General features: G+C 68.6%; 12 protein-coding genes. 2 read left to right on the top strand and 10 right to left on the bottom strand.

Annotated features, from left to right (window positions below; translation table 11 throughout):
• The first annotated feature begins 143 nt into the window (after positions 1-143).
• The gene (locus tag AB0M73_RS15300) at positions 144-2,174 is read left to right on the top strand and encodes a PIG-L family deacetylase (protein WP_363891230.1); all 2,031 of its coding nucleotides are present in this window, start codon (positions 144-146) and stop codon (positions 2,172-2,174) included.
• On the opposite strand, the gene AB0M73_RS15295 is transcribed toward AB0M73_RS15300, so the two are convergent.
• Positions 2,171-2,929 (bottom strand): isocitrate lyase/phosphoenolpyruvate mutase family protein, encoded by a 759-nt coding sequence (locus AB0M73_RS15295; protein WP_363891229.1) that lies wholly within the window; start codon positions 2,927-2,929, stop codon positions 2,171-2,173. The two genes, AB0M73_RS15300 and AB0M73_RS15295, sit on opposite strands and share 4 nt — an antisense overlap.
• Positions 2,926-3,402: a carboxymuconolactone decarboxylase family protein gene (locus AB0M73_RS15290; RefSeq protein ID WP_363891228.1), complete on the bottom strand. Its 477-nt coding sequence runs from the start codon at positions 3,400-3,402 to the stop codon at positions 2,926-2,928. The genes AB0M73_RS15295 and AB0M73_RS15290 overlap by 4 nt, the downstream gene beginning before the upstream one ends.
• 47 nt (positions 3,403-3,449) lie before the next feature.
• On the opposite strand from AB0M73_RS15290, the gene AB0M73_RS15285 reads away from it, so the two are divergent.
• Positions 3,450-4,841, top strand: a complete 1,392-nt coding sequence (locus AB0M73_RS15285) for a PLP-dependent aminotransferase family protein (RefSeq protein ID WP_363891227.1) — start codon at positions 3,450-3,452, stop codon at positions 4,839-4,841.
• On the opposite strand, the gene ssuE is transcribed toward AB0M73_RS15285, so the two are convergent.
• The 8 genes from ssuE to AB0M73_RS15245 all read right to left on the bottom strand — a co-directional run bounded on the left by ssuE (position 4,838) and on the right by AB0M73_RS15245 (position 13,432).
• Positions 4,838-5,392 carry an NADPH-dependent FMN reductase gene (gene ssuE / locus AB0M73_RS15280; protein WP_363891226.1) on the bottom strand — a complete coding sequence of 185 codons (555 nt, stop codon included), beginning with the start codon at positions 5,390-5,392 and terminating at the stop codon, positions 4,838-4,840. The two genes, AB0M73_RS15285 and ssuE, sit on opposite strands and share 4 nt — an antisense overlap.
• Before the next feature lie 758 nt (positions 5,393-6,150).
• A complete protein-coding gene (locus AB0M73_RS15275) occupies positions 6,151-7,017 on the bottom strand; it encodes an oxygenase MpaB family protein (RefSeq protein ID WP_363891225.1) in 867 nt (288 codons plus the stop codon).
• A 45-nt stretch (positions 7,018-7,062) separates the two neighbouring features.
• Entirely contained in the window at positions 7,063-8,073 is a 1,011-nt protein-coding gene (locus AB0M73_RS15270) for a carbohydrate-binding protein (protein WP_363891224.1), read from the bottom strand.
• A 471-nt stretch (positions 8,074-8,544) separates the two neighbouring features.
• Positions 8,545-9,246, bottom strand: a complete 702-nt coding sequence (locus AB0M73_RS15265; protein ID WP_363891223.1) for an FCD domain-containing protein — start codon at positions 9,244-9,246, stop codon at positions 8,545-8,547.
• Between the two features lie 16 nt (positions 9,247-9,262).
• Positions 9,263-10,030 carry a 3-oxoacyl-ACP reductase gene (locus AB0M73_RS15260; RefSeq protein WP_363891222.1) on the bottom strand — a complete coding sequence of 256 codons (768 nt, stop codon included), beginning with the start codon at positions 10,028-10,030 and terminating at the stop codon, positions 9,263-9,265.
• Positions 10,031-10,033: 3 nt separating this feature from the next.
• Positions 10,034-11,398: an aldehyde dehydrogenase family protein gene (locus AB0M73_RS15255; RefSeq protein WP_363891221.1), complete on the bottom strand. Its 1,365-nt coding sequence runs from the start codon at positions 11,396-11,398 to the stop codon at positions 10,034-10,036.
• Positions 11,395-12,105, bottom strand: coding sequence for a gamma-glutamyl-gamma-aminobutyrate hydrolase family protein (locus AB0M73_RS15250; protein ID WP_363891220.1), 711 nt, complete (start codon positions 12,103-12,105; stop codon positions 11,395-11,397). The genes AB0M73_RS15255 and AB0M73_RS15250 overlap by 4 nt, the downstream gene beginning before the upstream one ends.
• Positions 12,086-13,432: a glutamine synthetase family protein gene (locus AB0M73_RS15245; protein WP_363891219.1), complete on the bottom strand. Its 1,347-nt coding sequence runs from the start codon at positions 13,430-13,432 to the stop codon at positions 12,086-12,088. The genes AB0M73_RS15250 and AB0M73_RS15245 overlap by 20 nt, the downstream gene beginning before the upstream one ends.
• Positions 13,433-13,549 lie beyond the last annotated feature (117 nt).

The following is a 13,549-nucleotide window of genomic DNA, read 5'->3' as shown; positions in this document are numbered from 1 at the left end:
GCAACTTGAGCTGGCCGAACACGCACCAGAGACCCTCGATCCTAGGCGGTGACGGCATGCGGCCCCGTCCCGGGTGTTCGGGGAAAACCGTCGCCGGGCCGGCGCAGGATCCGTAGCGTCATCCGGTCGTGGGTGAAAACACTGTGAAGTTGCGAGCACTGGGGGTGGCGTTGGCCCTGGCCGCGCCGCTCGTGACGATCGCGCAGCCGGCGATCGGGGCGACCGCTCCGGTCATTCGGGCCACCGCGTTCGTGAATGTCGTCGCGCACGAGGACGACGACATCTTGTTCATGAATCCCGACGTGGCCGGCGGCATCCGAGCCGGCGTGCCGACCGCGACGATCTTCCTGACGGCCGGCGAGAACGCCTTCGACGGCGACCCGGCCAACGATCCCGACGACCCGTACTGCCCGAAGCCGCCCAACGACGGCGGCAACCACCTCGGCGACCTCAGCCGTGAGCGTTACGCGCAATGCCGTCAGCAGGGCGTCCGAGCCGCATACGCGCAGATGGCCGACGTGGCCGACGTCTGGGACGGCTCTCTGGTGGACGTCACCGGCGGCGACTTCGGCGAGCTGTACACGCTGCGCGCGAAGCCGTCGGTCAAGCTCGTGTTCCTCGACCTGCCCGAGGACGGCGACGCCCAGATCGGAGGCTCGCTGTACCACCTGTATTTCGGCGACGTGCCGAACTTCAGCACCGACACGCTCGTGCCGACGGACGGCGTGGTGCAGCGCAGCTACAGCTACAACCGGGCCGACACGGTCAACGCGCTCGTGGCCCTCTACCAGTTGTTCGCGCCGACCGCGGTTCGGGTGCAGGACACCACTCCGGATGCCCGGGAACGGATCGGCGCGTGGATCTTCAACGACCACACCGACCACGTGATGGCCGCTCGGTTTGCGACCGAGGCGTTGGGCAGGTACACCCGGCAGACCACGTACGACCGGATCTCGCTGGAGGAGTTCCGCGACTACAACATCGGCGGCGCACCGGTGAACCTCACGCCCGGGGCTCGTGCGGCCAAGAACGCCACCTTCCAGGCGTACAAGCCGTTCGACTCGGCGACGTGGGAGATCGACTCCCAGGACTACACGGACTGGAGCCAGCGGATGTACTACCGCTGGCCGACCGGGACCAACTGGGTCGGGCACGACCAGGACGGACGGCTGGAGGCATTCGCCGTGCGTGGCGGCAACCTGCTTGTCTGGTCGCAGGCGTCGACGGGGGCCTGGACCGGGCCGGTCGACCTGGGCAGCCCGGGTGGATCGCTGGAGCCGGGCGTCGCCGTCGCGAACGAGAAGGACGGCCGACTCGACGTTTTCGCCCGCCGAGCGGACTCCGGCGAACTTGTGGAGTTGGCACAGACTTCTCCCAACGGCGCGTGGTCGACGCGGTGGTCGTCGCTGGGCAATCCGAACGCCGGCAGCCCGGACTCCCAACTTCAGGTCGGCGCGCCCGTCGCCGCGAAGAACGGGGACGGCAGGATCGAGATTTTCGTGCGCAATGGTGGAGGTGGTGTGAGCACCTCGTTCGAGCAGGCCGACGGCGTCTTCAGCGATTGGGTGGATCTCGGCGGCAGCGACATTCAGGAGGACCCGGCCGCCGTGACGACCGACAGCGGCCGGATCGAGGTATTCGCGAGCACGAAGACCGGCATTCTGCACTGGTTCCAGCCGTCGCCGAACAGCTCGTTCACGGCGGACTCGTCGTTCCCGTCCGGCCCTCCGGCCAGCGCGCCCACGCCCGCGATCGACCAGGACGGCCGGCTGGAGGTCTTCTACCGGCAGGCCGGCAGTGCGTCGGTCGAGGCGTCTGTGCAGGCCTCGCCGGACGGCGATTGGAAGCCGTCTCCGGTAGTGCTCGGCGGGCAAGCCGGCGTCGGGCAGCCCGCACTCGTCACGGCGCCGGCCGGTGCGGACGCGCGGGTGATGGTGTTCACCCGGAACGGGGGCGGCGGCGTGAGCTCTGCGCGGCAGACCTCGGCCAACGGCGGGTTCGGTGGTTGGTCGGATCTCGGCGGGCTGTTCGTCGGGCTGCCGACGGCGGCCGTCGACCACGCCGGTTTTGTGGTGCTGTTGGCCATGAGTGCGGGCGGTCAACTGGCCGTGGACAAGCAGACAGCCGCCGGCGGGGACGCCCCGTTCGGCGGCTGGCAGCTGGTCGGGAGTTAACGCAGGCCGGCGAGCACGTCCCGGACAGCCTGGAGGCTGGCCCGCCACACTCCGGTGGCCAGGCTGATCCGGGCGACCCCCAGGGCGCTCAGCTCGCTCACCGTCGGGCCCGTCGGCTTGAACATGATGTTGACCGGGGCGTCGACCTGTCGGACGAACTCGGCGATGAGCTCCGGGTCGGACAGCACGATCGGGTAAACGCAGTCGGCGCCGGCGTCGAGGTAGCGCTTGGCTCGCTCGACGGCCTCGGCGAAGACGTCAGCGTGCTTGGCCGCGTCACCGGTTCGGATGAAGACGTCCACCCGGGCGTTGATGACCACCGGCACGCCGGCAGCGTCGGCCGCCTTGCGGATGTTCGCGAGGCGCTCGGCCTGCCAGGCGGGTTGACGGAGACCGTCGGCGGCGGTGTGGTCGGTGTCCTCCAGATTGATGCCGACCGCGCCGGCTTCGAGCAGCGCGGCCACCAGTTGCTCGGCGTCGAGGCCATAACCGGCCTCGACGTCGGCGGTCACCGGGAGGTCGACGGCCTTGGCGACACGGCCGACGGCCGCGAACACCTCGTCGGCCGGCGCCTTCTCGCCGTCGGGGAAGCCGAGGCTCTCGGCCACGGCGTGGCTCGATGTGGCGACCACGGGAAAGCCCGCCTCGGCGACCAGGCCCGCGGTCGCCGCGTCCCAGACGTTGGGCAGCACCAGCGGGTTGCCCCGCTGGTGCAGTGCGCGCAACGTCTCGGCGTGCGCGGCCAGCTTGCTCACTCGGCGCCGCCGAGGGCCGGCGGCTGGTTCCGGCTGATCACGCTGATCCGGTTCCACGCGTTGATGGTGGCGATCATGGCGATGATCTGGGCCAGCTCGGCCTGGCTGAACTGCTTCTCGGCCTCGGCCCACGTCTCGTCGCTGACCCCGCCCTCGGCCAGCAGCGTGCCCTCCTCGGTCAGCGCGAGCGCCGCCCGCTCACGGGCCGTGTAGAACGACAGCTCCCGCCACGCCGGCAGCGCGTAGATGCGGCGCTCGTTCTCGCCGTGCTTGCGGGCGTCGGTGGCGTGCATGTCGATGCAGAAGCCGCAGCCGTTGATCTGGGAGGCGCGGATCTTGATCAGCTCGGCCAGGACGGGATCGACGCCGTCGTGGGAGGCCTTGCTCACCAGCAGCATCGCGCGATAGGCGGCCGAGGCCTCCTTGGCGACGTCGATCCGGGGCAGATGCGTCACGTACTCGTCAGAACTCACGGTCACGACGCTAGCCCGGAACTGGTCCACTCGTATGATCCAGCTTGATGCCGAAATCATGGACCAGCGGCGGCTTCGAGCTGCACCTCGACCTGGAGCCGGGGGTCGGTCGCCGGGCGGCGCTGGAGCGGTCGCTGCGCGAGGCTATCCGATCCGGTCGGCTGGCGGCAGGCACCCAGCTGCCGTCTTCTCGCGCGTTGGCGGCGGACCTCGGGCTCTCCCGCGGGACGGTCGTGCAGGCCTACGAGCAGCTGCTCGCCGAGGGATACCTGACGAGCCGGTCTCGGACGCACACCGAGGTCGCGGCCGTGCCGGGCGCTCGAACTCGCACGCAATCGAGAAGTACGTCGAACTTCTCGGTTCGGTACGACTTGGCGCCGGGCAACCCGGATGTCAGCCAGTTCCCGCGGTCGACGTGGGCGTCGGCGTTGCGGCACGCCGTCACGGTCGCCGCCGACGATGACCTGCGCTACGGCGATCCCCGTGGACACCCCGAGCTGCGTCGCGCGCTGGCCGACTACCTGGGCCGCGTCCGTGGTGTGCGCATCAGTTCACAGGCAATTGTCGTGTGTACTGGGTTCACAAACGGCCTGCGGCTCATCTCCGCCGCACTGCGCGAACGCGGCGGTCGGACGATGGCCGTCGAGGACTTCGGCCTGCCGTTCCACGCCGAGGCGATCGAACACGCCGGACTGCGGACGGAGACCGTCCGGCTCGACGACGACGGTCTCGTTGTCGACGAACTTCCCAGGGCTGACGGTGTTCTGGTCACCGCCTCACATCAGTTGCCGTGGGGCACACGACTGCACCCGGCCCGGCGAGGTGCGCTGGTCGACTGGGCGCGGGACAACAACGCCGTTGTCATCGAAGACGACTATGACGGCGAGTTCCGCTATGACCGTCAGCCGATCGGAGCGATCCAGGGCCTGGCCCCCGAGCACGTCATCTACGCCGGCACGGCGAGCAAGTCGCTGGCGCCGGCGATGCGGATGGCGTGGCTCGCGGTCCCCGAGCACCTCATCGAGCCGATCGTCCGGATCCGTCTGTTGTCGGAACGGCAGTGTCCGACCTTCGAGCAGTTGGCCCTCGCCCACCTCGTCGACAGCGGAGGGCTCGACCGTCACCTTCGTCGAATGCGCACGCACTACCGGAAGCGGCGCGACTACCTGCTCAGCGCACTCGCCACGACCGTGCCCCAGGTCCGGCCGTTCGGCATCGCCGCCGGCCTGCACATCACATTGCTGCTTCCCGATGGAGTCGAGGAGAACAACGTCCAGGCGGTTCTCACCGACCACGGCGTCGGCGCCCATCTGCTGTCCGCCTACGCACGCCGTCGCTCGGCGCCGCCCGGGCTGGTCATCGGCTACGCCACTCCCCCGGGCCATGCCTATCCCGCCGCCGTGCAGGCCTTGGTCACCGCGCTGAGCAAACTGGTCTAAGCGGTGCGCTGGTACGGCGACGCCGTGGTCAGCGCATGCCGGAACTCTTCGACGATGTCGCTGAACACATGCTCGACGTCGGCATTGATGGACAGGCCGCCATCGGTGTCGACCTGGAGGTCACGCTCCAGCAGGAAGTAGCTCTGGATCACGTGCCGCGGGGCGAGGGACTGGATGACGGGGCGCAGTCCGTAGTCGAGGGCCAGCACGTGGGCCAGGCTTCCGCCGGTCGCCAGCGGCAACACCGTCTTCCCCGACAAGCCGAACTGCGGCAGCAGGTCGAGGAACACTTTCAGCAGTCCGGAGTACGCAGCCTTATATGTAGGTGTGGCCAGCACGACTCCGTCGGCGTCGGCCAGGCATTCCGCGGCACGCGCGATGTCCGGGTCCGACGTGTCGGCCGCCAGCAGCGGACCCGGTGGCAGGTCACGCAGCCTCAGGTGTTCGGTGACCAGCCCCGCCCCGGCGAGCCGGTCCGCGACGTACTCGGCGACTCGGGCGGTCTTGGAGTTCCGCGACGGACTGCCGGAGATGACAACAACAGCGGGCATGACGACTCCTGGGCTGTTGGCGGGTGAAAACGACTGCGTCGGCGGCCGACCACTCCTCCGACGAACTGCTCCTCGACCGGCGAACTTCCCCTTCGCCGACGGCCGGCCGGTAGACCGTCGATGTTCCCTTCCACCGACGAACTTCCGGTCAACCAGCGACCACCACCCGCTCGGCCGGCGAAGTTCCCCTTCGCCGACGAAGCGCCGCTCGGCGAACGAACTACCGCTCGGCCGACCAACGTCCCGCCAGCCGACCAACATCCCGCCGACCGACGAGCATCCGCCTGCCCGACGAACGTCCGGTTGGACGAGGAACACCCGACCGATCACCGAACTTCCGGCTGGTCGCCGAACGTCCGATCGGTCGACGAACTTCTGACTCATCGATGAACTTCCGATTCGTCGACGAACTGCTGGTTCGTCGACGAGCTACTGCTCTTCGACGAACTTCTGCTCTTCTACGGGTTTCCGGTCCGTCGGCCAACCGCGGTCCGCCCGACGAACGTCGGGTTGGCCGACGGACCTCCGGCTGGTCGACGAACTGCTGGTGGACCGACGAAAAGCACAAGTGCGTCGACAATGCCGGGCAGGTATGGGCAGGTGCGGGGCGTAGAGGTCAGCCGGGACACAGCGCGCTGCAGACGTGACAGTTGTCAACGTGCGCCCTCGTGCGGAGGTCGTCTGACTGTGCCACGCCTCCGACGCTAGGTCAGGTCCCGCGCACCGACAAGGTCGTCCCACGGGGTGAAAACCGGCTGTCAGTCGATCGGCAGCAACCTCGTCGACGGACGGACCGATGGCCCGAGACGCCGCATCGCCTGTGGCACGTAGCCATGGGGAGACCGCCAGCGGATGGGCGCGGGGACCAAGAACGCGGCCGACCGGACGGCGCGGAGCATCGCGGTGCTCGCAGTCGGCGGATAGGCACTGTGCCCGTGCAGCCGGATCGCCCAGCGCGGCAGCAGCGAGAAGGCGAGATGGGCGACCGTCGGCTCGTAGATCGGCAGGCCCAGGCCGAGCACCCCGGGCAGCGGCGGTTTGTGCAGGAACTCGTAGACGACCTCCGAGTCCTCGCTCCGACGTAGTTCACCACGCATGTCACGCAGGTAAGTGGACATCTGCGCGGTAGAGCCGGGCACTTCATCCGGGTCGAGGCCCACTAGAGCGGCGGAACGGCGCTGCTCGTCGAAATACCGGTCGGCCTGCTCCCTGGTCAGCCGAAAACCGGCGCGGCGCACGATCGACAGGAACATCGCGACCTCGGCGCAGTGCACCCACAGCAGCAGGTCGGGGCGGTCGATGCGGAACGTCCGGCCGGTGTCAGGGTCCTTGCCACGCAGGCTGCGGTGCACGGCCCTGACCTTGGCGGCGCCGGCGTGCACCTCGTCGAGCGGCGCGTATGTGCTCATCGAGACGAACTTGGCGGTGCGCATGAGCCGGCCGAGCGGATCCTCGCGAAAGTTCGAGTTCTGCACCACGCCCGCGGCCGCGAGGGGGTGCAACGACTGGAGGTACAGGCTGGCGATGCCGGCCAGCCACATCGCGGGGTCGGCATGCAGTTGCCAGGTGACCGAGTTCGGACCGACCAAGCCCGGGTCGGCCCCGTTCGACGGCACAGCGCTCACCTGTGCGAAGTTACGCCGTCGAAGGGGCCGACCCGAACCCCCAGCTCAGTGACCGAACGTGAACGTGTTCATGGCGACGAACGGCGCGGGTTGGCCGCTGCTGAACGTCAGGTACACGTCGTGCACGCCGGTGGTGCCGGCGATGTTCGCCGGGATGGACCGCCAGCTGGTCCAGCCTCCGGTGTTGCCGATGGCGAAGCTGCCGATCGGGGCGTTCGTGACGCTGTCCAGCCGCACTTCGACGAGCCCGCTGACGCCGCTGGCCGCACCCGATGCCGCCGAGGCGACGAACTGGGTCGCCGGGCTGGAGCCGAAATCGATGCCGGAGTACTTCGCCCAGGCGCCGTTGGCGAGCTGGCCGACGTTGATGCCGCTGCTGGCCGCGCTGTACTTCGCCGCGGGGATGGCCGTGTAGGCGTTGCCGACAGAGCCGCCGGTATTGGACGTCGTGGTGCTTCCACCGCCACCGCCCTTTGTGGACACGGAGACGTAGTCGACGAGCATCGGCTGCCCGGAAACCGTTGCGGCGGTGGGGCCGCCGCCGAACGCGGCCGGGAAGGCGCCGCCGATCGCCACGTTGAGGATCACGAAGAAGCCGTGCTGGGTGGCGTTGTTCCAGGTGGTCGTGTCGACCTGGTTGGCGTTGACGGTGAAGAAGTTGGTGCCGTCCAGGTAGTAGCGCAGCTGCTGCGGGTTGGCGCCGTAGTCGAGCTCGACGGCGTAGGTGTGGAAGCCGGTCTGGCAGCCGCCGCAGGCCCGTTCGCCGGATCCGAGACCGGTGGTCTCGTTGCACGGCCCGCCGGAACCGGTGCCACAGTGCAGGGTCGCGAATTCCGAGCTCCGGCCGTTGATGTCCTCCATGATGTCCAGCTCGCCGATGCTGGGCCAGTTCGTCGCCGCGGCCGGCCGAGCCGGTGCGCCCAGGGCCCAGAACGCCGGCCAGTAGCCGAGACCGTTGGCGGTGTTGACGTTCGGCTGCTGAACGGACGCCTCGATGCGCAGCACGCCGCCGGCCGGCGGCTGGAAGTCGGTGCGCTGCGTCTCGACGCGGCCCACGTCCAGTTGCCCGAACCATCCTTGATGGGCTTGATCGCGAGGTGGCCGCTGCCGTCGAGGTAGACGTTGGCCGTGCTGTTGGTCATCGACTCGACCTCGCCGGTGCCCCAGTTGCCCGCTCCGCCGGGGTAACCGTGGCCGAGGTCGTAGAGCCAGTTCGAGCCGTTGACCGGGGAACCGGCGGAGCCGGTGAAGTCGTCGCTCCAGACGGTGGTGAAACCGGCGGGCGGCGCGGGCGCCGCCGAGGCGGACTCAGTGGACAGTGCGACCGCCACCACGCCGGGTATCAACACGGCGAGGGCGCTTGCGGCGGCGAGCAATCGTCGGCGTGAACGCATGACTGTCGGTGACCTCCTTGTCACGGCAGGGATCACCGGCCGGCCGAGGCAGGGGGCCCGCGCGGTGACATCTCTATGAGAGCGCTCCCATCTGCACAAGTCAAGGATGTGAACGACATCGGGTGACGGAAGGTCAGCCGAGAAAGCCCCTGAGCAGCGATGCGGTGCCGTCGAGGTGCTCGGCCATGGCCCTGCGAGCGGCCGATGAGTCGCCGGAGAGAATGGCGTCGACGAGAATCGCATGCTGGCGGTTGGAGTGCTCAATGTTCTTGGGCAGCAACGGGATTCCGTCGAGCAGCTCGTTCAGGCGCATCCGGACGTCGGCGACCGCGGCCGTCAGCGACGGTGATCCGCTGAGCTCGGCGATCGCCAGGTGCAGCCGGGAATCCTTACGCCGATACTCATCGAGCGCGGCATGATCGCATTCGTCCAGTCGAGCTCGTAGGTGCGATCGGTCCTCGTCGGACAACTCTCGGGCGGCGGCGAACTCCGCCGCGCCGGTCTCCAACACGGACCGCAGGGTCAGGGCGTCCTCGATGTCGTCCACACGGGACACCGAGGTCGGCATCGCATGCGGAGACGCCGTGCGGACGAAGGTCCCGCCGTACCGGCCACGGCGGGACTCCACAAAACCCGATTCCTGCAAGGCATGCAGCGCCTCGCGCAACGTCACCCGGCTCACGTTGAGCCGGGTCGCCAGGTCACGTTCGGCCGGCAGCCGCTCGCCCGGCGGAACGACGCCCAGCTTGATCGCCTGGAGCAGCCGTTCCACCGTCTCCTCGAACGCGTTGCCCGTCCTGACCGGACGGAACAACGCGTCGCCGACCGAGTCCATCGGTGTGGTCCGCCGACTATTCCGGCGTCACGTAGGCGCCGGAGATGCCGCCGTCCACCAGGAACTGGGATCCCGTCATGAACGACGAATCGTCGCTGGCCAGGAAGGCGACCGCGGCGGCGATCTCCTCCGGCTCGGCGAACCGGCCCATCGGGATGTGCACGAGACGCCGGGCGGCGCGCACCGGGTCCTTGGCGAACAGCTCCTTGAGCAGCGGCGTGTTCACCGGCCCCGGGCACAGCGCGTTCACGCGGACGCCCTGCCGCGCGAACTGGACGCCCAGCTCACGCGTCATCGCCAACACGCCGCCCTTCGAGGCGGTGTAGGAGATCTGCGAGGTGGCCGCGCCCATCACCGCGACGAACGACGCGGTGTTGATGATAGATCCCTTGCCCTGGGCCAACATGTGCGGCAGCGCGTACTTGCAGCACAGGTACACCGAGTTCAGGTTGACGTTCTGCACCCGTTGCCACGCCTCGAACTCCGTGGTCAGGATGGAGTCGTCGTCGGGCGGCGAGATGCCGGCGTTGTTGAAGGCGATGTCGAGCGAGCCGTAAGTGTCCACGGCCTGCTGGAACAGCGCCTCGACCTGGCCGGCGTCGGTGACGTCGACCTGGACGAACAGGCCGCCGACCTCTTCGGCCGCCTTGGCGCCGGAGTTCTCGTCCACGTCGGCGATGACGACCTTGGCGCCCTCCGACGCCAACCGGCGCGCCGAGGCGAGCCCGATTCCGCTGCCACCACCGGTGATCACCGCCACGCGGCCGGCGAGACGTTCTGCCACTTCTCACTCCTCAGTAGCGATGAACACGTTCTTGGTCTCGGTGAACGCGGCGACCGCGTCCGGGCCGAGCTCCCGGCCGAGGCCGGACTGCTTGTAGCCGCCGAACGGCGTCCAGTAGCGGACCGATGAGTGCGAGTTGACCGACAGGTTGCCGGCCTCCACCCCGCGGGCGACCCGCAGCGCGCGGCCGATGTCGCGGGTCCAGATGGAGCCGGACAGGCCGTACTCGGTGTCGTTGGCCATCCGCAGTGCGTCGGCCTCGTCGTCGAACGGCAGCACCACGACGACGGGGCCGAAGATCTCCTCGACGACCGAGCGGTCCTTTTCGGACGCAGGCGTGAGAACCGTTGGCGGAAACCAGAATCCCGCGCCGTCCGGAGCGCTTCCGCGGAAGGCGACCGGGGCGTCCTCGGGAACGTACGAGGCGACCTTGTCCCGATGCGTCGACGAGATGAGCGGACCCATCTCGGACTCGGCACTACGCGGGTCACCGACCTTGACGCCCCGCACCGCCGGCTCCAGCAACGCCATGAAACGGTCGTATACGCTGCGCTGCACCAGAATTCGCGAGCGAGCGCAGCAGTCCTGGCCGGCGTTGTCGAAGACGCCGTAGGGCGCCGTCGCCGCGGCTCGTTCGATATCGGCGTCGGCGAACACGATGTTCGCACTCTTACCGCCGAGTTCCAGTGTCACCCGCTTCACCTGCTCGGCGCAGCCGGCCATGATCTGCTTGCCGACGACGGTAGACCCGGTGAAGACCACCTTGCGCACGGCCGGGTGCGTCACGAATCGCTGCCCGACAACGGATCCCTTGCCGGGCAGCACCTGGAAGACATCTTCCGGGATGCCGGCTTCGCGTGCGAGCTCGGCCAGCCTGACCGCGGTGAACGGTGTCAGTTCAGCCGGCTTGAGGACGACAGTGTTGCCGGCGGCCAGCGCTGGGGCGAAACCCCAGGCGGCGATCGGCATCGGGAAGTTCCAGGGCACGATCACGCCGATCACACCGAGCGGCTCGGCGAACGTGACGTCGATACCGCCGGCAACCGGGATCTGTCGGCCGAACAGGCGTTCCGGCGCGCCCGCGTAGTACTCGACGACATCGCGCGCGTTGCCGGCTTCCCACCGCGCGTTGCCGATGGTGTGGCCGGAGTTGGCGACCTCGATCTGCGCCAGGTTCTCCAGATCGGCGTCGATCGCCGCGGCGAACCGACGCAGCAGCCGAGCTCGGTCGCCGGGCGCGACGGCCTTCCACGCCGGCAACGCGGCCTGGGCGCGGGCGATCGCCGCGTCCGTCTGGTCGAGCGTGGCCAGCTCGACGGCGCCGACCAGCTCCTCGGTCGCCGGATTGATCACATCGAAGGTGGTCACTTCCCGTTCCCCGTTCTCGCCACCAAAGCCTTGAACAGCCGCACTTCCGCGTCCTGTTCGGGATGCCACTGCACGCCGAGCGCGAAATCGGCGCCTGCCAGCTCGACCGCCTCGACGATGCCGTCGGCCGATCGGGCGGTGATCGTCAGCCCGTCGCCTAGGCGGTCCACAGCCTGGTGATGCGAGCACGAGACGCTGGCCGCGCCGCCGAGGATGTCGGCGACCGCGCTGCCCGGCGCCATTTCCACGTCGGTGCGTCCGAACTGGCCGACCACCGGACGGTGCGTCGACGTGCCGGTGACATCGGGCACGTGCTGGGTGAGCGTGCCGCCGAGCACGACGTTGAGCACCTGCATGCCTCGGCACACGCCGATCAGCGGCAAGCCGGCGGCAAGGGCGCCCTCGACCAGAGCGAACTCCGTCTCGTCCCGATCCGGGCGCACACCAAGGGTTTCCGGATGCGCCGCTTCGCCGTAGCGGGCCGGGTCCACATCCGCGCCGCCGGCGATCACCAAACCATCCAGAAAGGACACGTCGGCAAACCCCAGCGGCGGCAACAGGACCGGGTTGCCGCCGGCCGCCGCGACCGTGTCGACATAGGTACGCGGCAACAGCGCCGCGTCCACATCCCATGCGCCGTAACGAGCTCGTTCGATATAGGTTGTGATGCCGATGACCGGTCGGCGGTCAAAGCCTTTCGAAGCCACGAAAACGCTCCCAGTCGGTGACGGCGGAGTCGAACGCGGCCAGCTCCACACGGGCCGCGTTGCAGTAGTGGTCGACGACGTCCTCGCCGAACGCGTCGCGGGCGATCGTGCTGGCCGCGAACAGATCCTTGGCCTCACGCAGCGATGACGGCACCGTCGGCTTGTCCGAGGCGTAGGCATTGCCGGACAGCTCGGGCTCCAGCGTCAGCCCGCTGTCGATGCCATGGAGACCGGCCGCGATCAGCGCGGCGACCGCGAGATACGGGTTCACGTCGCCGCCCGGCACGCGGTTTTCGATGCGCAGACCCGCCCCGTGACCGACCAGGCGCAACGCACAGGTCCGGTTGTCGCTGCCCCATGCGATGGCCGTCGGCGCGAAGCTTCCGGGCTGGAACCGCTTGTAGGAGTTGATGTTCGGCGCGTACAGCAGCGTCAGCTCGCGCAGGCAGGCCAGCTGGCCGGCGATGAACTGCTGCGCGGTCGTGGACATGCCGTGCAGTCCGTCACCGGCGAACGTGAGATCGCCGTCCGTGCCACGCAGGCTGATGTGGATGTGGCAGGAATTGCCCTCACGCTCGTTGTACTTGGCCATGAACGTGAGGCTGCGGCCCTCCTGGGCGGAGATCTCCTTGGCGCCGGTCTTGTAGATCGCATGGTTGTCGCAGGTCGGCAGCGCCTCGTCGTACCGGAAGACGATCTCGTGCTGACCGAAGTTGCACTCCCCCTTGGCCGACTCGACCATCAGGCCGGCGCCGCTCATCTCGTTGCGGATGCGGCGCAGAAGCGGCTCGATACGGGAGGTCCCGAGCAACGAGTAGTCCACATTGTACTGATTGGCCGGCCGGAGATCCCGGTAGCCGAGGTCGTGCGCCTGCTCGTAGCTGTCGTCGAAGACGATGAATTCCAGCTCCGTGCCGACAAACGCGGCGAGGCCGCGCTCGGCGAGCCGGTCGAGCTGGCGGCGCAGCACCTGGCGCGGCGAGACCGTGACCGGGCTGCGGTCTTCCCACTCCACGTCGCACATCACCATCGCCGTGCCCGGCAGCCATGGCGTGAGCCGTAACGTGCTCAGGTCCGGACGCATCACGAAGTCGCCGTAGCCGCGCTCCCACGAGGACATCCGGTAGCCGCCGACGGTGTTCATCTCGACGTCGACCGCGAGCAGGTAGTTGCAGCCTTCGGTGGCGTGGTCGAGCACCACGTCCAGGAAGTAGCGGGCCGAGCAGCGTTTGCCCTGAAGGCGGCCCTGCATGTCCACGATGGCCACCAGGACGGTGTCGACCTCCCCGGTCTCCACCAACTCGCGCAGTGCGTCGACGGTGATCACGGGGACCGCCCTTCCTTGCCCGGCTCCAATGGACTGATCCTGACCCATTGCATCGGCGCGGTCAACATGCGCTAGGCTGATTCCGTGCTTCGTAGCTATCCGTGGTTTAGCGAGCCG

The sequence above is a fragment of the Kutzneria sp. NPDC051319 genome, from assembly GCF_040682195.1.
In the GTDB taxonomy this organism is placed as follows: domain Bacteria; phylum Actinomycetota; class Actinomycetes; order Mycobacteriales; family Pseudonocardiaceae; genus Kutzneria.
This window is presented reverse-complemented; position numbering and strand designations above follow the sequence as displayed.